We start from the raw sequence: 23,773 nt of genomic DNA, 5'->3' as shown, positions 1-23,773 counted from the left end.
TGTCGAGGTCGGCGATGACCCGATCCAGAAGCTCCGCAGTGCTGTTCATACCCCCAGTCAACCCCGGGCCACCGACATCCGAGACCCGAAACGACCTCGAATTACCCCAGATCAGATCCGTATTCCAATCTCCCGGAATGGCACAGCGCAGGGTGCACGCCATCAGGCGACGCCTATTGTGAACAGAGGTAACAATGTAATAGGGTAACCACATGGAACCCCTCTTCGTCGACCGCCTCCTTCAGATCGCCGACCTGTTCCAGAAGGACATGGCCCGCGCGTTCGCCGGCACGGATCTCACACCGACCCGTGTGCACCTCCTGTGGGTCCTGCAGCACACCGGTCCGTCGACGCAGCAGACCCTCGCCACCCTCTGCGGGGTGACACCCCGCAACATCACCGCTCTCGTGGACGCACTCGAGGGCTCAGGTCACGTCCGTCGCACCCCCCATCCCTCCGACCGCCGCGCCGTGCTGGTCGAGCTCACCTCGACCGCCCTCGAGACCATGTCGCAGATGCAGGAGGAGCACGCGCAGCTCAATGAGACGCTGCTGAACGCGATCGCCCCCGACGACCGCGCCGCGGTCGAGCGTGGCCTGACAGCCGTCGCCACGCATCTCGAGAACCTCGTCACCTCCGCGGCGAGCGCACCCGCACCCGCACCCACACCCGCACCCGCACCCGTACCCACACCGGTGCCGACACCGGCCCCGGCACCGGCACCGGCACCGACACCGGAGGGCACGCCATGACCGAGCATCTGCAGACGACCGCTCCGAGCCCGACCCCGATCGCGCGCATCCTCACCTTCCTCCATCGCGCATGGGTCGCCGAGCTTCGCGTCTACTCGAGCATCGCGCGGGCGATCGCCCGCCGTCCCGCAGTCCCGAAGGGCGGCACGGGGATCGGCTATCACCGTCCCGTGCTCACCGTGCTGTTCATCTTCATCAGCCTCTCCGCTGTCGAGATCCCGATCCTCGACCTGATCGTGCATCAGTGGCCCGCCGTGCGGAGCACTCTGCTGGTGCTCGGGATCTGGGGCGTCACCTGGATGGTCGGTCTACTGTGCGCGATGCTCATGCGCCCGCACGCCGTGGGGCCCGACGGCGTCCGGGTGCGCAGCGGACTCGAGCTGGACGTGCCGATCGGCTGGGCCGACATCGCGTCGATCGCGATCAGTCGTCGCGTCGATGAGCCCAAGCAGCCGCGGGTCATCGGTTCGGAGTACGCCGAGCGGATGCAGGACGAGACCAACATCGAGATCGAACTCGAACGCCCCGTCGCGATCCGGCTCCCCGGCCTCGCGCCGAAGGGCGGGACTCATCAGGTCGACCGCATCCGCCTGTGGGCCGACGACCCGCGCGCGTTCCTCGACGCCGCCCGCCCGTTCCTCGTCGCGGCCTGAACGAGGCCTGATCGCGGCGCGGTCAGTCCAACCCGCGGTCCGCGAGCCACTGCTTCGCGACGAGTACCGGAGCCCGCACCAGCCAGGCGTCCGCGATGATCTCCGCCAGCCGGTCGCGCTCGACCGCATCGAGCTTCACCAGCACACCGGGGTACCCGTCGAAGTGCGGAATGGAGAACAGCCCTTCGGGCTCTGCGGCGAGCAATGCCGCCTTCTCATCGAGGCTGCCGACTCGCACGCCCAGCACGGGCCCCTCCGGCCATTCGAGCCCGAGGTCGGCGAGCTGCCGCAGATCGACCTTGCTCGGCCCACGCACCCAGGCGATCTGACCGCTCGCCAGGCGCCAGGAGGGCTCGCCGGTGTGTCCACCCACACGCTCGGTCACACCGGGGAGCGCGAGAGCGATCTCACGGACATCATCGACGGTCGCCATCCGCCCATCGTCCTCCCGTGAGGCGGCCGCCACAATGGCCGCATCCGCTCGCCGCCCCTCGGGTGGCGTTCAGCGCGAGTCGCGCTTCGCCTGTCGACGCGCACCCTGGGCGCGACTCGAGGCGTCTCGCTTCACACCACCGGTGGTCTGCTGGTGCTCCCGCATCCGCCCCGCTCCTGCGCCCTCATCGAAGGGCGCCTCGGAGCCCGGTCCACTCCATCTGCCCTCACGGGCGCGGGCCAGCCTCTCGTCCTTGAGCTCCTCCGCCTGCTCATGAGCCACGCGAGCGAGTTCTGCGCTGACGATCGAGAGCGCCTCCTCGAACACATAGGCCCGGCCGCGGGCCTTGTCCGACCCGGCGGCTGCGGCACCTCGACCGCCCGCCTGCTCGACGCGCTCCGCCGCACCGCGCCGATAGTTCGTCGTGTGCTTGTTGCGGGCCCGCCTGACCCGTTTGTGCAGGGCGAGCAGGCCGTCCTCGTCGAGTTCCGCCAGTCGCTCAGGCTCGAGCTCGCGGATGAGGTCGCGCTCCTTGTCCTTCAGAACCCACAGGTACTGATCCATGTCGTACTCCTTCGGTCGGGGCTCCCCATCGGCCACTCGTGTAACCGAGTATCCGCTCGGGGATCCCCGCCCGCCATGGGTTCTTGCGCGGAGGGATGCCGGTCGGAGGACATCCTCACGGCTGCCTCACCGCACGATGCGCAGCGTCCGCACCTCGAACGGCCGCAGGCGCAGCTCTCCGCCGACGCGCGGGTCGTCGATCGCATCCTCGATCAGCGAGACCTCACGGATCTCCCTGTGCTCGAAGTCGGCGACCAGCGAACCGACGGCGCGGCGACCGAGCGCCTCGTAGAGACGGACGATGACGTCACCGGAGCCATCGTCCGCGAGCTTCACGCCCGACACCACGATGCCGTCGCCGTCGACGGATACGAGAGGCGCGACTTCGCGCTCGCCGTGCACGACCGTGGGCGCGGTGTTGAGTCGGATGCCCTCGGTCGTCGCGATCGCCGCATCCGCTCCGATCACCAAGCCGATCGTGATCTCGTGGTGCCCGTGATCGGTGTCGGGATCGGGAAACCGCGGTGCGCGCAACAGCGAGAGCCGCACGGTGGTCGCGACCGCGTCGTCCGAGACCTCGCGCGAGGTGTCGTACCCGTAGATCGAGTCGTTCACGAGCGCTACGCCGAAGTCCTGCTCGCGCACCAGCACGAAACGGTGCATCGAGGTCTCGAACTTCGCAGCCTCCCAGCTGGTGTTCGTGTGCGTCACCCGCGACTGGTAGCCGAACTGCGTCTCGGCCTCGGTGTGCGTGGCCTGGATGTCGAGCGGGAACGCCAGCTTGAGCAGCTTCTCGGTCTCGTGCCAGTCCACGTCGTTGCGCAACAGCACGGTGCGCTCGCCCGGCGCGAGCGTGATGGTCTGCTCGATCGTCGACTCCGAGAACGCCCGGGTCACGATGACGGTCGCGACCCCGTCGACGACGGATGCCGAGATCGACGCGACCGCGGTGAGGTCGTCGACGCTGTTGCGGTAGTAGCGATCGATGTCCCAGGCGTCCCACATGTTCGGGAAGTCCTGGTGCAGCTGGAACAGGTTCGCCGCCCGCCCCTCGGCCACCGCCTCTCGGCCCGACGCCTTGTCCACCGCCGAGACGATGAGTCCCTCGGCGGAGATCAGCACGGAGACCAGCTCGTTCTCGAGCCGCCAGCCGCCGTCTTCTCCTGCGAGCAGGACGGATGCCGGGGCCGGCGCCTCGACGAAGCCGGCGCCGAGGGCACGACCGCCGCCGACCGAGGTCGGCACGAACCGCAGCTCGCGCTCGCCTTCTCCCGCGAGGGAGCGGCGCGCGGCGTCGGCGAGCGCCTGCGCATCGGCGAGCACGCGCGAGAGGACCTCGACGGCCTCACGATGCACCCAGGCGATCGAGGTGCCGGGCAGGATGTCGTGGAACTCGTGCAGCAGCACCGTCTCCCACAGGCGGTCGAATTCGGCCTGGGGATATGCGGCGCCGGTGCGCACGGCATCCGTCGCCGCCCACAGCTCCGCCTCGACGAGTGCGTGCTCGCACCACCGGTGCAGCGCCTTGGTGGCGTGCTGGCTGGTGAGCGTTCCGCGGTGGAGTTCGAGATAGAGCTCGCCGACCCATACGGCCGGGTTCGGCAGCTCGGCCCTGGCCGCCTCGAAGAAGGTGTCGGGGTGCTCCCAGACGACCCGCGCGCTGCCTTCGAGGTTCTCGAGGCGCTTCGCCTTGCCGGTCATCTCGCGCGTGGTGCCACCGCCCCCGTCGCCCCAGCCCACCGGTGCGATCGACCGCGACGTCACGCGGTTCTCCTTGAACTGACGAGATGCCTTGGCGACTTCCATGCCGCTCAGCTGCGAGTTGTACGTGTCCATCGACGGGAAGTGCGTGAACACCTGCGAGCCGTCGATGCCCTCCCAGAGGAAGCTGTGGTGCGGGAACACGTTCTGCTGATTCCACGAGATCTTCTGCGTGAAGAACCACTCGAACCCGGCCCGGCGCATGAGCTGCGGCAGCGCGGGCGAGTATCCGAAGCTGTCCGGCAGCCAGACGCCCTTCGAGCGGATGCCGAACTCGCGTTCGAAGAACCGCTGACCGAACGAGAACTGGCGCACGAGCGACTCGCCGGACGGCATCACGGTGTCGGATTCGACCCACATGCCGCCGAGCGGCAGGAATCGCCCGTCCGCGACCGCGGCCTTGACCCGGGAGTAGACCTCGGGCCGGTGCTCCTTGAGCCATGCGTACTGCTGCGCGCTCGACATTCCGTAGAGGAAGTCGGGCTGCTCGTCGATCAGCGTCGCCATCGACGACGTGGTGCGGGCGACCTTGCGGATCGTCTCGCGCACCGGCCACAGCCAGGCCGAGTCGATGTGCGCATGTCCGATCGCCGAGATGCGGTGGGCGCTGGCCTCGGCGGGCGCCGCGAGCGCGGGCGCCAGTCGAGCTCGGGCATCGGCTGCGGTCTCGACGATGTGCTGCAGGTCGAGCACGTCGAGGGCGTCGTCCATCGCCTGCAGGATCTGCATCCGTCGCGGCGAGGTCGCCGGCAGCTCGGCCTGGAGCTCGAACAGGACCTCGAGGTCGAGGGACAGCTCGAACACCTCCTGTTCGAAGACGGCGAGGTCGATGCGGCGGGTGCGATAGAGCGGTTCGCGGGAGGACGTGCGGATGTCGCCCTCCTGCGTCGGCAGGAAGGGGTGGTAGTCGAGCAGAACCGGGTTGGCGGCCGCCTCGAGGTAGAGCTCGACCGGCTCGTCGCCGTGCGCGGTCTCGGTGATCGGCAGCCACTGATTGCGTGGGTTGATGCTCTTCACCGGCGTTCCGTCCGGCCGGTAGACGAGCGCCTCGCACTGGAAGCCGGGCATGTTGATGTCGAACCCGAGGTCGATGACGGCCTCGACCCGACGGCCCGCCCAGTCGGCGGGGACTGCGCCGGTGATCTTGAACCAGGTCGTCGACCAGGCAGGACCCCACATGCTCGGCACGGATGCCGGGGCGAAGTCCAGTGCGAGCCCGTCGGCGGGACTGATCGGCTCTCCGGGGATCTGGTTGACCTCGACGGTGAGGGGGACGGCGGCCGAGTGGACGGCCGGGCGGATGCGCTCGTCGAGCACCCTCTTGACGCGGCCGACGGTGAGCGAGGTGTCGTCATGCATGTATCTGGTTCTCCGGGCTCGACGGTGAGTGGTGCATATGCGTTGTGCGCGACTGGAGCCCGATTCTCGGGCAGGTGCCGACAATGCTATCGGATTTACTAAAGCGATCTAGTGAATCTCGCACCGAGCGTGTCAGACCCCTGTCGTGCGGCTACCGAGCGGCTAAACCGATCAAGTAGTGTGAGGCCCATGACCTCGGCCAAACGCGTCACCATCGCGGACATCGCGCGCATGGCCGGAGTCTCGCCCGGAGCAGTCTCGTTCGCGCTCAACGGACGCCCGGGGGTGAGCGACGAGACGCGCCAGCGGATCCTCGCGATCGTCGAGGAGAACCACTGGCAGCCGAGCTCGGCGGCACGCGCCCTCGTGGGAGCCCGTGCCAACACGGTCGGCTTCGCGCTCGCACGCCCCGCCCGTTCGCTGGGCTCCGAGGCTTTCTTCACCGACCTCATCGCGGGCATCGAATCCCGGCTGTCGGAGAGCAAGGTCAGCCTGCAGCTGCGGCTGGTCACCGACATCGCCGAGGAGATGGAGGTGCATCGGCAGTGGCGCTCGTCGAACCAGGTCGACGGCATCATCCTCATCGACCCCCGCGACGACGACCCGCGCAGCGACCGGATCGCAGCCCTCGACGCCCGCGCCGTGTTGATCGGCTCCAAGCCATCACCCGACGGAGCGGTGCCGAGCGTCTGGATCGCCGACGACGAGGTGGCCGAGACCCTCTTCTCGTACCTCGCCGCGCTCGGACACACCCGCATCGCCTACGTGGCGGGTCCCGCCGAACTCGAGCACACCCGGCTGCGTGCCGAGGTGCTCGATCGCATGGCTGCGGACGGCGTCTCGAGCGAAGTGATCACGACGGACTTCTCCCCCGCACGCGCATCCGCGGTCACGCGATCGCTGCTCTCCGCGAGGCCCCGCCCGACGGCGATCGTGTACGACAACGATGTGATGGCCGTCGCCGGCCTCCGCGTCGCTCAGGAGATGGGCCGCGCGGTGCCCCGCGACGTGTCGATCGCCTCCTTCGACGACTCCGTCATCGCCGGCCTGATCAATCCGTCGATCACCGCGATGACCCGCGACACGTTCGAGCTCGGCGAGCAGGCCGCGACACTGCTGCTGCAGCAGATCGTCGCCGGGACCAACCTCCCGAGCGCGCAGGGCCCGACGCCGACGCTCACCGCCCGCGAGAGCACCGCCCCGCCGACGGCCGCGTCCTGACGGAGCCCTTCGGCCGCTACGGCGTCGCGCTCAGCCGCTGACGACGGTGTTGACGGAGCCGTAGGGGTCGACACCGCTCGTCGACAGATCAGGACGGATGAGGTGACGGATGCCGCGCGCGGCGAGCGCCGCGTCGTCGCGCACCGTCTGAGACGTCACGAAGGCGGGGTCGAGCCCGCGCTCGCAGGCATCCACCCACGCCTGGAACACGGCACCGCCGGGGCTCAGCGCCGCCCGACTCACCGGCACCTCGCGCTCGTCGACCTCGACGACGATGGCCGTCTCCCGCTCCGGCGTGGCCGCCCGTTCGCGCAGTTCGGGGATCAGCTCGCCGAACCGGCGGCCGATCGGCTTGGCCGCACCGCTCTGATCGACCAGGCCCAGCGAGTACTCCAGTTCGGGGAAGTCGCCGAGCTCCCGGCTCACATCGTGCGAGCACCACCAGGTCACGCCCCAGAGGTTCTCGGTGCGCACCGCGGATCGCAGGGTCGCTTCGAGGAATCCGGGCATCTCGCTCTCGTCGAGGCAGTTCGACGGAGCGCCGACCTCCTGCAGCCAGACCGGTCGATCCCGATCCGTCGCGAAGGCGCGCGAGAGCTCGATGAGGTACTCGGCGTGGCGGTCGGAGGCGACCGAACGGCCGCCGTAGCGCTGAGCCGTGCCGTTGAAGATCCAGGAGTGGATGGTGGTCATCTCGCCCAGCCGAGACGCGTGCGCGGGGGTGAAGCCGTGCCCGTCCATGTACCAGACCGCGTCATACTCGCTGTGCACGTGCGAGAGACCGGGGGCCGCGCCCTCGGCCGCGGAGAGCAGCGACTCGATCCAGTGCCCTGCCTCGTCGATCGTCACGGGCCACGGGGACGGGTGCGTGTGCGCCGAGAACTGGTTCGTCTCGTTGCCCAGCGTCAGGCCGAGGAAGTTCGGCGCATCGCGCAGCGCACCGGCCAGCGTCTGAACGAGGTCGACCTGCCCGCTGAGCGCCTTCGGATCGGTGAACATGTTGCGGTCGTGCCAGGTGTACAACCATGACGGGACGAAGTCGAAGCTCGACAGGTGCCCCTGGATCACGTCGACGCTGACGTCGAGTCCGAACTCGGCGCCGATGTCGACCATCGAGCGGACGTCGTCGATCGCCTTCGGGCGGATCAGAGTACGGTTCGGCTGCAGCACCGTCCACAACGGGAAGACCCGGACGTGATCGAGACCGAGCTCGGCGAGCGCCGCGAAGTCCCTGCGCACATCGTCGGGGGTGAAGTCGAGCCAGGAGTGCATCCAGTCTTTCGACGGCGTGTAGTTCGCCCCGAATCTCAGGCGAGCATCGAGAGCGCGGCGCTGCGTCATGTGTCCGGACCTTTCCGACAGAGCCCTCCGACGAGGACGTGGTCGCACCACTATAACGCTTGAGCAACAGACCGCTACCCGGAATACCGCGGCCCGCCGATGCACGAAGCCTCGAGACCTTGACAGCGACGGGATCGGATGGTTTCATCTGCTAAAGCGTTGTAGTCCGCTGGACGGACACCGCCAATCGCCCGCCTCGAGGAAGAAGCACGATGAAAGTTCCCGCACGCATTGTCGCTCTGGCAACATTCACGATCGGCGCCATGGCGCTCGCCGGCTGCACCGGAGGCGGTGCCACATCCGGTGCCGACGGACCGATCGACACCTCCGGCGAGCTGAGCGGGACGATCCAGTTCCAGACCTGGTCGCTGAAGAACGAGAAGTTCACGCCCTACTTCGAAGACCTGATCGACGCGTTCGAGAAGGAGCACCCGGAGGTCACGGTCGAGTGGCTCGACCAGCCGGGCGACGGCTACCAGGAGAAGATCCTGAGCCAGGCGAACGCCGACACGCTGCCCGACGTGCTGAACCTGCCGCCCGACATCGCCTACCCGCTCGTCGCCGCCGGCAAGCTCGTCGACCTCGAGACAGCCGACCCCGACCTGAAGTCGGCATACAACACCGGCGCATGGGACGCCTACAGCCAGTACCCGGGTGTCGACGGCACGTACGGTCTGCCCTGGTACCTGTCCAGCGACGCATCATGGTGGAACCTTGCTCAGCTCGCCCCCTACGGCGTCACCGAGGACAACCTCCCGACGACGGTCGACGAGCTGCTCACCCTCGCGAAGGACGTCGCGACCGAGTCCGGCGGCAAGGTCCAGCTGCTGTCATCGATCCCGGCACTCGACACGTTCACGTCGGCGGGCATGGAGGTCATCAACGACGACGGCGAGTTCGACTTCAACACCGACGAGGCCGCGGCCATCATCGAGAAGTACGCCGACGCGTACGCGGCCGGAGCCATGCCGGCCGAGGCGCTGACCGGCGACTACGGCGGAAACGCCGAGGCGTACATCCAGGAGAAGGTGGCCTTCACGACCGGTGGCACGGGTTTCACGACCGACCTCGCGAAGGACGCGCCCGCGCTGCTCGAGAACACGGTCGCCACGCAGCGACTGGGCATCCCGCCGCTCTACGTGCAGGGACTGAACGTCTCGGCCGACTCCGACAACAAGGAGGCCGCCCTCGCGTTCGCCGAGTTCGCGACGAACGAGGAGAACCAGGTCGCGTTCTCATCGCTCGCGGTCGGCACCGCTCCCGGCACCTCCGCGGGCGGCGACGCCGTCGTCGAGAACATCTCCTCGTCGATCACCGACGAGAAGCAGCTCTCCGCGATCGACACCGTGTTCATGGCCATGGAAGACGCCAAGGCGATCCCGTTCCAGTGGACCTCCGACATGGCGACGTACATGACCCAGCAGATCGCGCTCGCCGTCAACGGCGAGGCCGACGCGCAGGAGCAGCTCGACAAGATCGTCGAGTACGCCAACGCGAACCGCGTGGACCAGTAAGCCATGAGCGCGCACACCAGCATCCGGAGCCGGAGGACGACCATGCGATCGCACCGGTGGTTCACCCCCTGGCTGCTCCTCGGCCCCGCCGTCGTCTGGGTGCTGGTGTTCGCGCTCTGGCCGTTCCTCAACACCGTCTTCCTGAGCTTCACGGACGCACGTCCCCTGCGGACCCCCGAGTTCGTGGGCGCCGCGAACTACGAGCGGATGTTCGGCGACGAGATGTTCTGGAACGCCCTCACCACGTGCATCATCTACGTGGTCGTCTGCGTGCCGTTGCTCACGATCCTTCCCCTGCTGCTCGCCCTGCTCGTGCAGAAGAAGCTGCCGGGCATCGCGTTCTTCCGCACCACCTTCTACTTCCCCGTCATCGCCTCGGTCGTCGTCGTCGCCCTGATCTGGACCTGGCTGTTCGACAGCCGCGGCATCATCAACCAGACGCTCGAGTTCCTCGGCCTCGTCGACAAGCCCATGGCGTTCCTCGTCGACCGGTGGCTGCTGCTCGGCTGCGCGATCCTGCTCACGGTGTGGAAGGGTCTGGGCTACTACATGGTCGTGTACCTCGCCGCGCTCGGCAATGTCGGCAAGGAGCTGCACGAGGCGGCCATGCTCGACGGCGCCGGCTCGTTCCGTCGCTTCCTGTCGGTGACGATCCCGTCGGTGCGCGGAGCGATGCTCCTCATCGCGGTGCTCATCGCCGTCTCGGCGATGAGAGTGTTCGCCGAGCTCGACGTGCTCTCCAAGAGCACGGGAGGTCCCGGCGGATACGACATGTCGCTGGTCATGCTGATCCGCCAGGTCGGCTCCGGCCTGAACGGCAACATCGGCTACGCCTCGGCGATCAGCGTCGCGCTGTTCCTCCTCACCCTCATCCCGCTGGCCGCGATCGCCTTCATGAATCGCGAGAAGAAGGCGAAGGTCTCCGCATGAGCACCCTCACTCCGCCCCGCATCGACGACGACCGTCGCCCTGACGATCAGTCGGCTGCGACCACGCGCGAACCCATCTTCCGCCGCCGCGGTTCCGGCGACTTCAGCAAGCCGACGCTCGGCGGGCTCATCGGCCGCTATGCGCTGCTGCTGCTCGTGCTGGTGCTCGTCATCGGCCCGTTCCTCTGGCAGCTCTCGACGTCGTTCAAGGGTCCGCAGGAGAACATCTACTCGTTCCCGCCCAACCTGATCCCCCGCGAGCCGACTCTGCAGAACTACGCCACGGTCGCCGAGATCGTGCCGGTGTACCTCTACGCCTGGCACTCGCTGCTCGTCTCGGTGGGCACCGTCGTCAGCAACGTGGTGCTCGCGACCTTCGCGGGCTACGCTCTCGGATGCATGCGGTTCCGCGGCAAGTGGATCGTCATGGCCATCCTGCTCTCGACCCTGCTCTTCCCCGGCGAGGTCACGGTGACGAGCAACTTCCTCACCATCCGCTCGCTCGGCCTCGCCGACACCCTGTGGGGCGTGTTCCTGCCCGGCGCCATCAGCGCGATGAACGTGCTGCTCGTGGCCACCGCCTGCCGCATGATCCCGAAGGACGTGCTGGACGCCGCGACGGTCGACGGAGCGACGACCTGGCAGCGCATCCGTCACATCGTGTGGCCCAACATCCGCGGCATGGTCTCGGTGGTCGCGATCTTCGCCTTCATCGGCGCCTGGGACGACTACCTCTGGCCCCTCATCGTGCTCTCCGATCCGTCGAAGTACACGCTCACCGTCGGCATGGCCTACCTCAACAGCAGCTTCTCGGTCGACCCGCGCCTGATCGCGGCGGGCACCATGATCGCCCTCGTGCCGATCGTCATCATGTTCTCGTTCACGCAGCGGTTCTTCTTCAAGGGCGTGCAGGAGGGCGCGGTCAAGGGGTGAGCGACGCCCAGCTCACGCCCGCCGACGGACCCGCCGATCCTCCGTCGTCCCGCCCTCACTCCGGCGTGCTCCGCGGTGAGGTGTTCGCCTACTCGTTCGATCCGTCAGCGGGCGAACAGCGGATCGATGTTCCCGGACTCGCGGACGTCGCGATCAGCCCCGACACTCTGCTGCACTGGGCGTTCTACGCAGACGGCGATGCGGCGACCCTGGCTCCGCATGCCGCCCTCGCGGTGACCGTCGATGTCCGCGGGGACGGCGGCGCGCGGCTCGGTGAGACAGCCGCCGTGCGTGACCGGTACGACTTCGCCATGACCGCCGATGCCCAGTTCGCGGCGCGCTGGAGCATGCCCGAGCAGTGGAACGCCGACACCGTGTCGCTGGCGCCGATGCTCCCCGGCTCGGCCCCGCACACCTCCGCCACCGTCGAGCTGGTGCTCGGCAGCGGATCCCTGGCGGGGATGGGCGGACTGCCGCCGCTCGTCACGGGATTCGTGCAGGTCCTGGTCGAGGAGCAGGTCGAGCAGCAGGATGCCGTCGCCGACCCGCCACCGGTCGAGCGAGTGGACACTCGTCGCGGCAGCCACTCGGGCCCGCGCTTCTCGCGGGGCAACACCATCCCCGCCGTCGCTGTGCCGCACGGCTTCACCTTCGTCACCGCGGCGACCGATGCCTCGGACACGCGCTGGCCGTATCGGCCGAGCATCCACGATGATCCACCCGGGCGACGCCTCGAGGCCCTGCAGTTCTCGCACCAGCCGAGTCCGTGGATCGGCGACCGCTCGGTGCTCCAGCTCATGCCGTTCGACGGGCATCGGGCCTCCGAGCGCGCCGCGCGCCGCCGCTGGATCGCCCCGGGCACCGAGCGAGCCCGCCCCCACGAGTACGCCGCCGATCTCGGTGATGGTCTGCGCGTGGAGATGACCGCGACGTCGCACACTGCCGCCTTCCGCGTGCATGGCGCAGACACTGACGCGATCGTCGGCTTCGTGATCGATCAGCCCACCGATGACGGCGAACTGCACTGGACCGACGGCGGTGGCTTCGAGGGGTGGACGCCCGAGGGCTCCGAGGACTGGGGCAACTCTCCCCGCTGCTACTTCGCGGGCGCCGTGCTTCATGGCGAGGGCGACCCTGCGACGAGTCTGCGCGGCGCCCTCGACGACGACGGACGGGCGCGGGTCGCGGGCTACGTCGCCGGCGACGGGTCGCTCGAGGTGCGCGTGGCCGTGTCATTCCTGTCGGTGGAGCAGGCCAGACGCAGTCTCGAGATCGAGTGTCCTCCGGGCATCGCATATGACGAGTTGCGAGCGGAAGCCGCAGCCTCCTGGAACCGGGTGCTGGGCCGCGTGACGATCCCGCCGCTCGACGCATCCGAGACCCCGTATCGCCGATTGGCCGACGAGGAGAATCGGAATCGGATCGCCGCCGCATTGCATCGGATGCATCTGTATCCGAACTCCGCCGCCGAGAATGCCGGCACTGCAGAGGCGCCGCGGCATCGCTTCGCCGACGTGTTCGCCCCACGCACGCCGTTCGGGGAGAGTGAGACGAGCGCGCCGATCGTCGACGGCGAGCTCATCGTGAACAACGGCTATTGGGACACCTATCGCACCGAGTGGCCGGCGCTCGCGCTGCTCGATCCCTCGCTGACCGGCAGGCTACTCGACGGCCAGCTCGAGCAGTACCGTCGCGGAGGGTGGATGGCGCGGTGGAGCGCACCCGGATATGTCGACAGCATGGTCGGCACCTCCAGCGACCAGATCTTCGCCGATGCCGCCCGGTGGGGCGTGGCGTTCGACCGGGCGGAGGCGTTCGAGAGCGGATGGCGCAACGCCTGCGAACCCGGGCCCGATGCGCGACGCGGCCGCAAGGGCATCGCACGCGGACGCTTCACCGGCTACATCTCGTCCGAGGTGCCGGAGGGCATGAGCTGGACCGTCGAGAACGCGGTGAGCGACGCGGCGCTGGGCCGGTTCGCCGAGCGTCTGGCCCTCGAAGCCGAACGCGCAGCCGCTCCCGGCTCCGACCGCGATGCCGCTCGCTACCGTTCGTTCGCCCGCTATTTCGCCAACCGAGCACGGTCGTATCGCACACTCTTCGACTCGGAATCCGGGTTCCTCCGCGGCAGGGATGCCGACGGCGACCACGCCCCCGAGTTCGACCCGCGCTCCTGGGGAGGCGACAACGTCGAGACGAACGCCTGGGGCATGTCGGTGGGCGCCGTGCACGACGGCGCCGGCCTCGCCGCGCTGCACGGCGGACGTGGGGCCTTCGGACAGCACCTCGACGCGCTCCTCGCCGAGCCGGAGACCGCCGACGAGCGATTCGGCGGGGCGTACGGCACCGTCATCCACGAGCAGCGCGAGGCGCGGGCCCTGCGCTCGGGCATGTGCGCGATCTCGAATCAGCCCGCCCATCACATCCCCTTCATGTACGCGTTCAGCGACCGGCCGTGGCGAGCCGGCGCGATCGTGCACGAGCTGGCCGGGCGTCTCTTCGCAGGCGCCCACATCGGACAGGGCTTTCCCGGCGACGAGGACAACGGCGAGATGAGCGCCTGGTGGCTGTGGGCCGCGCTCGGTCTCTACCCGCTCGAGCTCGCGTCCGGCGTGCTGCGGATCGGCTCGCCCCTCTTCGACGACATCCGCGTCGATCGCGCGGACGGCCGCTCGCTGCGCATCCGCTCTCATCGCCGAGAGCCGGGAGCGCACGTGCTGCAGCGTGCCCGGCTCGACGGGGTCGACCTGCCCAGGGCTGAACTTCCCGTCGACGCCCTCGTCGGGGATGCGCTCGCCGGGGATGCTCTCGTCGGGGACGTCGAGCTCGAACTCTTCTTCGGAACCGAGCCCGCGGATGCTCTCGACACGGGTGAGCGGATGACGGATGAGATCGCGCCCTGGTGCCGCGATCTCACGGCAGACACAGGAGGCGTCATCGCGTCCGCATCCGTCATCGATGCGGACCGCCTGTTCGACGACGGCGACCCGAGCGACCGGAGCGACCCGAGCGGTTCGAGCGGCGTCGTCCTGGCGGCGGGCGAATGGGCAGGATGGCGTTTCGCCGAGCCGCGCGCGGTCTCCGATCTCACAGTGACGATGGCCACCGGCGCCCCGTCGTCTCGGCTGCGATGGGAGATCCTCGACGCGGACGGATGCTGGGCGGCGGCTCCGACCACCTACGACGCGGAGCTCCCGGCCGATCGCACGACCCCGTTCGAGCTGGTGTCGCGCGTCGTGACCCCGGCGATCCGCCTGCGAGCGGATGCCGAGGTCACGATCCGTCAGATCGAGGTCTTCGACCTCGGGTGATGGCCTCGAGCGCGCGTCGTCACTTCGACAGGACGAACGAGAGCTCGGTGACGTTGCCGGCGACGTCGACCACCTGCAGCGTGTTCTCCCCCACGACAGCACCGAAGACACCGGGCTTCACGAAGTTCAGGTCGCTCCACGCGTTGTCCGCGAGGTCCTTGACGACCCCGTTCACGGAGAGCCGGTCGATCTTGCCTTCGTCGAAGAGCTTGTAGCTCACGCGTTGGTAGCTGCCATCGGCCTCGACCTTGGTGAATCGCGCGCCGTCCTTGATCGTGACGGTCGGCGAGGTGGTGTCGCGAGGTGCCGCCCGGTACTCCGTCGCCTCGCCCTTCAGCGCCTCGGTGATGCCCGAGAGATAGGCCGACTGATCGGTCGCGGTGAGGTTGTAGGCGACATAGACGCCGTAGCCGTCGGCGACCGTGCGGGTCGCGAAGTCCTCCGCCGTCGCGGCGCTCGTGTTCGAGAGGTCGATCGCCGCTGCCCCGAGTCGGGTGCGGTCCTCCAGCCCCGGAACGGTGGGCGCGTCATAGGTCGGGTAGTACGGGTTCCAGGCGTAGTCGAGCACGCCGGCCGCGTCGAACAGCGTGAAGTCGGTCGTCGTGTAGCTCGGACCGATCGCATACAGGCTGATGATCTTGTCGGGTCCGAGACGGTCGCGCAGCGCCGTGGCCAGCCATCCGAACGACTGCGGGTTGGGCTGCGGGGTGCCGTTCGCCCCGTATTCGGTCCACTCGTCGTCGAAGTCGATGCCGTCGAGACCATAGGTCGTCACGGCGTCGGCGAGCTGCGCGGCGAACGCATCCGCCTGCGCATAGGAGGTGAAGTTCGCGAATCCCGCACCCTGATGGTTGCCGAGCACCGAGAGCAGCACCTTGGTGCCGTTCTCCTGCACCGGACGGATCTGCGTCTCGGCGTCGTCGAGCGTCTCGGTGACCCGCTCGTTGAAGTGCAGGTACGCCTTCTCGCCGTCGTAGTTGATGTTGGCGGCGAAGATCATGGCCATGTCGATGGCGGCGTCTCCGGACTCGGCAAGGGTGTAGTCGGCGACGTTGGCTAAATCGTTCGAGTTCACCTCGACGTACACGGCGAGCTGCGGGTCGACCGGCTCGGTCGTGTCGGCGGCGGCACCCGTGGTTCCGGCGAGCATGCCGGCAGCAGCGGTGGCGAGCACTCCGAGACCGGCGATGCCCTTTCGGAACCGGTGATTCCTGACGTTCTGGTTCATGACTGATCGTCTCCTTCGGCGTCGTTGTCGAATCCGGTCGCGCCGTCGCGACCTGTCGCCGACTATAGCGCTTAAGTGATGTGACGGGAAGGCAGAGAAGAAGGGGCGGATGCCGCAGCATCCGCCCCTTCTCGACCGCCTGGACCCCTCGCTCAGATGGTCACATCTCCGACGAGATTGACCTGGATGCCCATGCCCGCGAACATCGCGGCCTTCGCGATCAGCGCCTTGTCGGCCGTCTCGGCGTCGGGCGCGTAGACGAGCTGCGCGTGGTTGGCCTTGTGGCGGGCCATGAACTGGTCGCGCGAGATGCCGTGCAGCACGACGTGCGCGATCGGCCACTCCGGGTTCGTGGCATCCTTGCGTCGCTGCGTCTCCTCCGCAGGCAGCTCCACCACGGAGGCGCGGAAGATGTCGGCCTGCAGGATGCCGTCGGCGATGAACACGCGCGACAGCACGATCTCGCCCGGCTTCGAGACGCCGTTGATCGTGGCGCCGCCCGCAGGGAAGAAGACGTGACCCTGTCGCCAGCCCTCGGCGTTCTGCCATCCGCCGAGATGCGAGGCGGGCACCGAGCCCGAGATCTCGTAGACCCAGACGAACTCTCCGTCGAAGTCCTCGCCCCAGCGCACGTCGTGCAGGGTGTTGTCGGGCACCAGACCCATAGCGCGCCAGACGCGGTCGGTGACGAGGGCGTCGACCGCCACCCCTTCGTCAGCCTCGTTGAAGTGCGGGAAGGCCCGGCCGTCGTGCAGCACCCGCGAACCGTCGCGAGAGGTGACGGGAGGACGCTCGGTCGAATTCAGGATGCCCTCGGCGAGGTCAGATGCAGGGACGAGGTCCTTCAGGCCCTGCTGGTACTGGATGCCGACAGCGTCGAGCCCGAAATCGTCGGCGATGCGGAGTGCGGCGATATACATCTTCAGCTGCCACTGCACCTGCTCACGGGTCAGCTCGGTGGCGGCATCCTCGCCGTAGCGGAAGGTCATGCCGGCGTCGATCAGCCAGTCGTAGGCGGCATCCGCCTCATCCTCGCCGACCTCGAGCATCTCGGCGTACAGCGCGGACTGCGAGAGGCGCTCCTTGTAGATGCCCGTCTGGTTGAGCAGCTCGTCGTCGAAGATCGCGTTGTACATGCCCATGCAGCCCTCGTCGAAGACGCCGATGATGGCCTTCTCGGCGCGCAGCTCGGCGGCGAGCGCCTCACCCAGCTGCTTCTCGGGGCTGTCCGGCAGCTCGGGCAGAGGACGCACATGCGAGGCGTCATGGGTGATCGACCCGGTCTCCGTCCACTCCCTGATGCCGCTCGTGAACCAGTCGTCGGTGAAGTCGACCGACCAGATCGTGGAATAGGGCTTGCCCATCTTGGTGAGGCCGGCGTTGAGGCCGAGGAGTCCGACCAGGCCGGGCCAGTCCCCGGCGAAGTTCGCGACCGTGAGGATCGGCCCCTCGTGGGTGCGCAGTCCTGCGAGCACGTGGTGCGAGTACTGCCACACGGCCTCGGCGACGATCAGCGGAGCATCCGTCGGGATGTTCTTGAAGACCTCGAGGCCCATGCGCTGGCTCGAGATGAAGCCGTGGCCGGTCTCGGGATCGACGTCGTTGGCTCGGACGACGCTCCAGCCGAGCTGTTCGAAGACGCCGGTGACGCCCGCTTCGAGTTCGACCTGCACGGGCCAGCCGCCCGTGTTCGCGGCTTCGCGCAGGTCGCCGGAGGCGATCAGGTACGCGGTCTTCGGCGCGGACACCGGTCGGGATGCCGTCGTCGGCAGGGTATAGGTCATGACTCGCGTCCTCCTTGATCGCACGTGTCCTGCAACTGTACGTGAAATCGGTTTCAGCACGCAAGCAGTAGGACAGAGCGTCGTCTGCGTCAGTGCGTGGCGGTCGCGCCCGCGCGGGCGGGCTGGACCTCGGCCGGCAGCACCACGGTGCGCGACGGACCACCGGCCCCACCGATGCGCTCGAGCAGCATCCGCGCCGCCCGGACTCCCATCTCGCGTGCCGGGAGGCGCACGACGGTCACCGCTGTGGGCGAGAGGGTGGTGAACGGCAGCGAGCCGATCACCGCCACGCCGACCCGCGGCGGGGTCAGGCCGTGCTCCGTCAGCACCTGGATCGCACCGACGCCGATCAGGTTGTTCCCCGCCACCACCGCGTCCGGCGGCTCCGGGAGCGCGAGCAGCTCTTCCATGGCGCCCCTGCCTCCGTCGACGCGGAAGGTCGCGAAGCGCAGCAGCTCATCGGCATCGACCTCGGGGGCGCGCGCCGCGAGCGCAGACCGCCAGCCGGCAGCGCGCTCTGCGGCCGTGTCGATCCCCTCCGGACCGCCGATGTACGCGACCCTCCGGAATCCGGCGGCGAGCAGCGCTTCGGTGGCCGATGCCCCGGCCTCGCGATTGGCCATGACCACACCGTCGACGTCGTAGACCGTATGCCGATCGACGGCGACGACGGGGCGCCCCGTGTCGAGGATGCCGTCGAGCCTCGTGCGTTCGGACGCGGGGGCGATGATCACGCCCGACATGTGCTCGGAGACCGCGATCTGGAGGTAGGTCGTCTCCTTCTCGGGCTGCGAGTCGGAGTTGCAGAGCACGACCGAGTATCCGGCCTCGGACGCGACGTCCTCGACGCCTCTGGCCATCTCGGTGAAGTAGGGGTTCTCGATGTCGGGGATCACCAACCCGATGACCTCGGACCTCTGCCGCCGCAGATTGCGAGCCGTGCGGTTGGGCGTGAAACGCAGCTGCTCGGCGGCCCGGCGCACCGCCTCGACCTTCGCGGCGGAGACGCTGGTGCCGTTGAACACCCGCGAGACGGTGGCGGGCGAGACCTGCGCGAGTCGAGCGACATCGTAGATCGTGGCCATCGGCACACTGTAACCGGTTTCAGGTCGCCACGGAGAGTTCGTCTGCGCCGGCGCGTCAGTCGGCCAGCATCCGATCCCGCACCTGCCTGCGCAGGACCTTTCCGATGAGCGAGCGGGGCAGCTCGTCGACGACCGTGATGCGCTTGGGCACCTTGTAGGGCGTCAGCCGCGTGCGGCAGAAGTCGCGCAGCGCACCGGTGTCGAGCACAGCTCCCTCGCGGAGCACGACCGCAGCGGCGATCTCCTCTCCCCCGCTCGACCGCGGAAGGCCGACGACCGCGGCCGCGACCACGTCCGGGTGCGCCTCGAGCGCGTCCTCGACCTCACTGGGCGACACGTTGAAGCCGCCCGTGATGATGAGCTCCTTGAGGCGGTCGACGATCGTGACGAAGCCGTCGACCGAGACCTCGGCGATGTCGCCTGTGCGCAGCCATCCGTCAGACAGCAGGACATCGGCGGTGTCGCCGGGACGGCGCCAGTACCCCTGGAAGACCTGCGGGCCGCGGATGAGCAGCTCGCCTCGTTCGCCGACGGGCAGGTCGACGTCGGTGTCGGCGGGGTCGACGACGCGGATCTCGGTGCTCGGGAAGGGCACTCCGACCGTGCCAGGGCGCCTGCTCCTGCCCATCGGGTTGCCGAGCGCGACGGGCGAGCTCTCGGTCATGCCATAGCCCTCGACGAGCAGACCGCCGGTGGCCTCCTCCCACCGCTGCACTGTCGCGACGGGAAGGCTCATCGCCCCGGAGATGGCGAATCGGACGGTCGAGAGGTCGATGGTCCCCCGCGATGCGGCTCGGGCGAGCTGGTCATAGATCGGCGGGACCGCGGGCAGGAACGTGGGCGGACTGGTGCGGGCCGCCTTCGTGACCAGGCCGAGGTCGAACGTCGGGAAGAGCACCAGCTTCGCGCCGATGCTCATCGCGAAGGTCAGGCACAGCGTCATGCCGTAGGCGTGGAACAGCGGCAGCACGCCGTAGAACGTCTCCTCGCCGTCGACCAGACCGGGCACCCATGCCTGGCCCTGCATCGCGTTGGCGCGCAGGTTCGCGTGAGTGAGGATCGCGCCTTTGGGCGTGCCCGTGGTTCCGCTCGTGTACTGCAGCAGGGCGGTGTCGTCGAGCGTCGGGCCGGCGACCTTGCGCGAGAGCGGCCGATGGTCGACCAGCTTCCTCCAGGCCACTGCTCGCCGTGTCCGCGGGGTGGCCGTCAGCTTCGCACGCGCCGCGCGCGCCTTCGGGATGGGCAGGCGCAGCAGCATCCGCTGAGCGGCGGGCATCGCCTCGGTGAGGTCGACGCTCACGATGTGCTCGACTCGCAGATCGGAGGGGAACTCGGCGATCGTGTCGACCGTCTTGTCCCAGACGATCGCGACCTTCGCTCCGTGATCCTCGAACTGGTGCCGCAGCTCCCTCGCCGTGTAGAGCGGGTTGTGCTCGACGACGATCGCTCCCAGACGCAGCGCCGCGTAGAACGCCACGACGTGCTGCGGGCAGTTCGGCAGGACGAGGGCGACCCGGTCGCCCTTGTGCACGCCCAGGCGCCTCAGCCCCTCGGCAGCGCGTGCGATCTGGTCGCCGAGCTCGCGGTAGGTTGTGACCGCACCGAAGAACTCGAGCGCCGGTCGACGAGCGAAAGCGGCGATGCTCGCCGACATCATCTCCGGCAGCGTCTGCGTCGGAGCGTCGATCTCGGCGGGCACACCGTCCGCGTAGGAGTCGAGCCATGGCCGGGATTCATACGGGGAGTCGGACATGGGTCCATCCTGCCCCGACCGGCTGTGAGCCGGCCCGCCCCACGCGGCGCGAGATGCGAGCGGCTAGCTGTGCGCCGCCACCACCTGCGCGACGGCGCGACGCTCGTCGTCCGTCGGTTCGGCGATCGCCATGCGGCAGTGGGTGTCGACCACATCGAGCACGCGGTAGGCCTCTTTCATCCGCGCCATGTCGCCGCCGATGAGCGACACGACATCGTCGACCGCGGCCTGAGCGACCGCGATGGCGTCGGCATCGCCGGAACGGCCGGCGTCGGCCAGGGCACGGAAGGGCTTCGGGGTGACCGAGGAGACGCCCGAGACGACACCCTGGGCACCCACCTGCACGGCCGCGATCAGGTCGCGGTCGGCGCCGGTGTAGAGGTCGAAGTCGGCGGGCACCGCGGCCCTGTAGGCGGCGATGTCGTCGAGCGACAGCTCGCTGATCTTCGCGCCCACGATGTTCGGCAGCGCGGCAAGCCGCGTCAGCAGCTCGACCGACACCGGATTCCCGCTGCGCGCGGGATAGATGTAGACGTAGAGACGACCGTCGCCGATCGCGCTCGACAGCGCCTCGTAGTACTCGAAGATCGACTCGTCCGTGGCCTTGAGGTAGTAAGGGGTGAGGGCGGCGAATTCGGTCGCACCCAGTCCCTTCGCGATCTCGACGAGACGCAGCGCCTCGAAGGTGCTCGGCTGGCCGACGTGCACGACGACGCGCATGCGGTCCTTCAGCTCGGCCAGCGCGGCCTCGACGATCGCCGCGAACTCGGTCGCGTCGACGGCAGGGAACTCGCCCGTGGTGCCGAGGACGAAGGCGCCCTCGTTGCCCGATTCGGCGACGAAGCGGAAGATCGCTCGCGATCCCTCGAGGTCGAGTGCGCCGTCGCGGTGGAAGGCTGTGGGCACGGCGGTGAGGATGTCGTAGCGGGTCACTTCTCGTTCTCCTTGGAGTTCTTGCGGGTCTTGCGCGGGCGCCTCGTGGCGGCCGGGACGCTGCGGACGGTCGACGTGAGCAGGTCGGGGTCGGCGGCGAGCTCGCCGTGCGCCTTCTCGATCTGCTCCCGGCTCTCGGCATCGAGGATCGAGTCCTCGAGTGAGCCGCGCTCGGCACGGGGTGTGCGGGCCGCGCGGATCGCCGGCATGACGATCGAGAGCACGGCGAGCGCGAGCAGCACGATCGCGATCGGACTGACGACCTCGAAGAACGGCCGCGTGGGCAGGATCGCCAGCGTGCGAGCCAGGTTCTCCTCGGCCAGGGGGCCGAGCAGCAGGCCGAGCACGATCGGCCCGGCCGGCACCTGCATCCGCTTGAGCAGCACTCCGATGACACCGAACACGAGCATCGTGACGACGGTCGACAGGCTGTTCGAGGTGGCGTATGTGCCGATGATGCAGAAGATCAGGATGCCGCTCCACAGGTAGGGCTGCGGCACATCGAGCAGCTTCACCATGCCCTTCATGCGCACGAGGCTCAGCCCGAGGGAGAGCAGGGTCGCGACGAGCATGATGCCCACGATCGAGACGACGAGGTCGGGGCGGTTGGTGAACAGCGTGGGTCCGGGGGTGATGCCCCAGATGATCATCGACCCGATCATCACCGCCATCACCGAGTCGCCGGGGATGCCGAGGGCCATCGTGGTCGTGAGGGAGCCGCCGAGCGTGGCGCTGGACGCGGTGTCGGATGCCGCGACGCCCTCGATCGAGCCCTTGCCGAACATCTCGGGGTGCTTCGATGCCTTGCGGGCTCGTTCCCATCCGATCAGACCGGCGATGTCGCCACCGGCTGCAGGGATGAGCCCGACCCCGAGACCGACGGCGCCGCCGACCGCGGTGGCTCGACCGCTCTGCTTCAGCTCGGCGCGATTCGGCCACCAGCGGCCGAGGCTCGAGATCGGGCGCACGTGCGACTTGCGATACGTGAGCAGCTGGTCGAAGAGCTCGGCGATGCCGAAGAGTCCGATGATCACGGCGATGAAGTTGACGCCCTCGACCAGCTCGAGCACTCCGAAGGTGAATCGCTGGTCCGCCGTGGCGGCATACGTTCCGACGGTGCCGAGCATGAGGCCGAAGAGACCCGCGAGGATGCCCTTGAGCATCGACTTCGACGAGATCCCGATCATGATCGCGATGCCGAAGACGACGAGCGCGAACAGCTCGGGCGACTTGAAGTAGTCGCGGGCGAAGCTGGCGATCGGCACGGCGGCGACGGCGAAGAGCACGAGGGAGGCGAGGATGCCGACGGCCGAGACGATCGCCGAGATCGTCAGCGCGAGACCGGCTCGCCCCTGCTTCGCCATCGGATAGCCGTCGAGAGTCGTCGCGATCGACGCGGGAGTGCCGGGGGTGTTGATGAGGATCGATGGCACGCGGTCGCCGAAGTTCGCGGCGACGTAGATCGTCAGCAGCACCGCGAGGCCCTGCACGGGCTCCAGTGTGAGCGTGAATCCTGCGGCGAGCGCGACCGCCATGGTCGCGGTGATGCCGGGGAAGGCGCCGACCATGAAGCCGAGCAGCAGCCCGCCGAGCATGTACAGCAGGATCGAGATGTCGAGGAGCGAGTTCAGCCCCTCCATGAGCGCGTTCACAGCGGGATCCTCAGGAGCATGCCGAACACCACGTAGACGAACGCGGTGACGGAGACGGAGTAGATGATCAGGCTCAGCCACCGGCGGTGCCCGTAGAGGAGCATGAGAGCGGCCATCAGCACGGCGGCGGCGATCGGGAAGACCTCGATGCGGTAGCCGAAGAGGATGACGGATCCGAGCGACCACACCGCGATGAAGGCCCCGGCGATCAGCAGGGTGGCGATGACGCGGACCACGCCGCCCGGCTGGATGCGGTCGAGGTCTTCGCGGCCGGGAGCGGGGCGGGTGATCGCCAGAGCCAGGATCACGAGCGAGACGACGACCGCCGTGACCGCGAGGACCATGGGCCAGAAGCGCGCGTCGATCTGTCCGGGCAGTGCCTCTCGGCGCAGCGGGATCTGCGTGGCCAGGAAGAGATAGCCGGCGCTGAACGCCAGGGCGACGGCGCCGAAGACGATCTCGAGCGGTCGCGAGGGCGGTGCCCCCTGGTGCGCGTCCTGCTCGATCGCAGGAGTGACATCGGCGTGGGACATGGTGCTCCTTCCCTGGTCTGACGTGCGGCGACGG

At 68.6% G+C, this 23,773-nt stretch carries 18 protein-coding genes; 7 read left to right on the top strand and 11 right to left on the bottom strand.

Features of this window, described 5'->3' with window-relative positions; all coding sequences use genetic code 11:
* The first annotated feature begins 212 nt into the window (after positions 1–212).
* Positions 213–752, top strand: coding sequence for a MarR family transcriptional regulator (locus tag LQZ85_RS12580; protein ID WP_230100951.1), 540 nt, complete (start codon positions 213–215; stop codon positions 750–752).
* A complete protein-coding gene (locus tag LQZ85_RS12575) occupies positions 749–1,405 on the top strand; it encodes a hypothetical protein (protein ID WP_230100950.1) in 657 nt (218 codons plus the stop codon). The genes LQZ85_RS12580 and LQZ85_RS12575 overlap by 4 nt, the downstream gene beginning before the upstream one ends.
* A 22-nt stretch (positions 1,406–1,427) precedes the next feature.
* On the opposite strand, the gene LQZ85_RS12570 is transcribed toward LQZ85_RS12575, so the two are convergent.
* The 3 genes from LQZ85_RS12570 to LQZ85_RS12560 all read right to left on the bottom strand — a co-directional run bounded on the left by LQZ85_RS12570 (position 1,428) and on the right by LQZ85_RS12560 (position 5,522).
* Positions 1,428–1,838 carry a hypothetical protein gene (locus LQZ85_RS12570; RefSeq protein ID WP_230100949.1) on the bottom strand — a complete coding sequence of 137 codons (411 nt, stop codon included), beginning with the start codon at positions 1,836–1,838 and terminating at the stop codon, positions 1,428–1,430.
* Between the two features lie 69 nt (positions 1,839–1,907).
* Positions 1,908–2,402, bottom strand: a complete 495-nt coding sequence (locus tag LQZ85_RS12565; RefSeq protein ID WP_072592039.1) for a hypothetical protein — start codon at positions 2,400–2,402, stop codon at positions 1,908–1,910.
* 126 nt (positions 2,403–2,528) lie between these two features.
* Positions 2,529–5,522, bottom strand: a complete 2,994-nt coding sequence (locus LQZ85_RS12560; RefSeq protein ID WP_230100948.1) for a glycoside hydrolase family 38 C-terminal domain-containing protein — start codon at positions 5,520–5,522, stop codon at positions 2,529–2,531.
* A gap of 189 nt (positions 5,523–5,711) precedes the next feature.
* Here LQZ85_RS12560 and LQZ85_RS12555 point away from each other — a divergent pair, with 189 nt between their 5' ends.
* A complete protein-coding gene (locus LQZ85_RS12555; protein ID WP_053098044.1) occupies positions 5,712–6,743 on the top strand; it encodes a LacI family DNA-binding transcriptional regulator in 1,032 nt (343 codons plus the stop codon).
* 30 nt (positions 6,744–6,773) lie between these two features.
* Here LQZ85_RS12555 and LQZ85_RS12550 read toward each other — a convergent pair whose 3' ends face one another.
* Positions 6,774–8,084: a glycosyl hydrolase gene (locus LQZ85_RS12550; protein ID WP_230100947.1), complete on the bottom strand. Its 1,311-nt coding sequence runs from the start codon at positions 8,082–8,084 to the stop codon at positions 6,774–6,776.
* A 212-nt stretch (positions 8,085–8,296) separates the two neighbouring features.
* Here LQZ85_RS12550 and LQZ85_RS12545 point away from each other — a divergent pair, with 212 nt between their 5' ends.
* From LQZ85_RS12545 to LQZ85_RS12530, 4 genes are read left to right on the top strand one after another with little or no spacing between them, the layout of a single operon-like run.
* Positions 8,297–9,598: an extracellular solute-binding protein gene (locus tag LQZ85_RS12545; RefSeq protein ID WP_230100946.1), complete on the top strand. Its 1,302-nt coding sequence runs from the start codon at positions 8,297–8,299 to the stop codon at positions 9,596–9,598.
* Positions 9,599–9,640: 42 nt separating this feature from the next.
* Positions 9,641–10,528 carry a sugar ABC transporter permease gene (locus LQZ85_RS12540; RefSeq protein WP_230100945.1) on the top strand — a complete coding sequence of 296 codons (888 nt, stop codon included), beginning with the start codon at positions 9,641–9,643 and terminating at the stop codon, positions 10,526–10,528.
* Complete coding sequence (locus LQZ85_RS12535) at positions 10,525–11,460, top strand: carbohydrate ABC transporter permease (protein WP_230100944.1); 936 nt, start codon at positions 10,525–10,527, stop codon at positions 11,458–11,460. The genes LQZ85_RS12540 and LQZ85_RS12535 overlap by 4 nt, the downstream gene beginning before the upstream one ends.
* A complete protein-coding gene (locus LQZ85_RS12530) occupies positions 11,457–14,771 on the top strand; it encodes a GH92 family glycosyl hydrolase (RefSeq protein ID WP_230100943.1) in 3,315 nt (1,104 codons plus the stop codon). The genes LQZ85_RS12535 and LQZ85_RS12530 overlap by 4 nt, the downstream gene beginning before the upstream one ends.
* Before the next feature lie 19 nt (positions 14,772–14,790).
* On the opposite strand, the gene LQZ85_RS12525 is transcribed toward LQZ85_RS12530, so the two are convergent.
* From LQZ85_RS12525 to LQZ85_RS12495, 7 genes are all read right to left on the bottom strand, one after another.
* The gene (locus LQZ85_RS12525) at positions 14,791–15,999 is read right to left on the bottom strand and encodes an endo-beta-N-acetylglucosaminidase H (protein ID WP_230100942.1); all 1,209 of its coding nucleotides are present in this window, start codon (positions 15,997–15,999) and stop codon (positions 14,791–14,793) included.
* Between the two features lie 152 nt (positions 16,000–16,151).
* Positions 16,152–17,783 (bottom strand): fucose isomerase, encoded by a 1,632-nt coding sequence (locus LQZ85_RS12520; protein ID WP_053098049.1) that lies wholly within the window; start codon positions 17,781–17,783, stop codon positions 16,152–16,154.
* An 89-nt stretch (positions 17,784–17,872) separates the two neighbouring features.
* Positions 17,873–18,868: a LacI family DNA-binding transcriptional regulator gene (locus tag LQZ85_RS12515; RefSeq protein WP_056275254.1), complete on the bottom strand. Its 996-nt coding sequence runs from the start codon at positions 18,866–18,868 to the stop codon at positions 17,873–17,875.
* A gap of 55 nt (positions 18,869–18,923) precedes the next feature.
* Complete coding sequence (locus LQZ85_RS12510) at positions 18,924–20,621, bottom strand: long-chain-fatty-acid--CoA ligase (RefSeq protein ID WP_230100941.1); 1,698 nt, start codon at positions 20,619–20,621, stop codon at positions 18,924–18,926.
* Between the two features lie 63 nt (positions 20,622–20,684).
* Positions 20,685–21,554, bottom strand: coding sequence for a dihydrodipicolinate synthase family protein (locus tag LQZ85_RS12505; RefSeq protein ID WP_230100940.1), 870 nt, complete (start codon positions 21,552–21,554; stop codon positions 20,685–20,687).
* A complete protein-coding gene (locus LQZ85_RS12500) occupies positions 21,551–23,206 on the bottom strand; it encodes a tripartite tricarboxylate transporter permease (protein WP_230100939.1) in 1,656 nt (551 codons plus the stop codon). The genes LQZ85_RS12505 and LQZ85_RS12500 overlap by 4 nt, the downstream gene beginning before the upstream one ends.
* Positions 23,203–23,739 carry a tripartite tricarboxylate transporter TctB family protein gene (locus LQZ85_RS12495; RefSeq protein WP_056275260.1) on the bottom strand — a complete coding sequence of 179 codons (537 nt, stop codon included), beginning with the start codon at positions 23,737–23,739 and terminating at the stop codon, positions 23,203–23,205. Before LQZ85_RS12495 ends, LQZ85_RS12500 begins: the two co-directional genes overlap by 4 nt.
* Positions 23,740–23,773 lie beyond the last annotated feature (34 nt).

This window comes from Microbacterium sp. Bi98 (assembly GCF_918698045.1).
Taxonomy (GTDB): domain Bacteria; phylum Actinomycetota; class Actinomycetes; order Actinomycetales; family Microbacteriaceae; genus Microbacterium.
The sequence above is the reverse complement of the archived record's forward strand: the minus strand, read 5'-3'. Positions and strand labels throughout refer to the sequence as shown.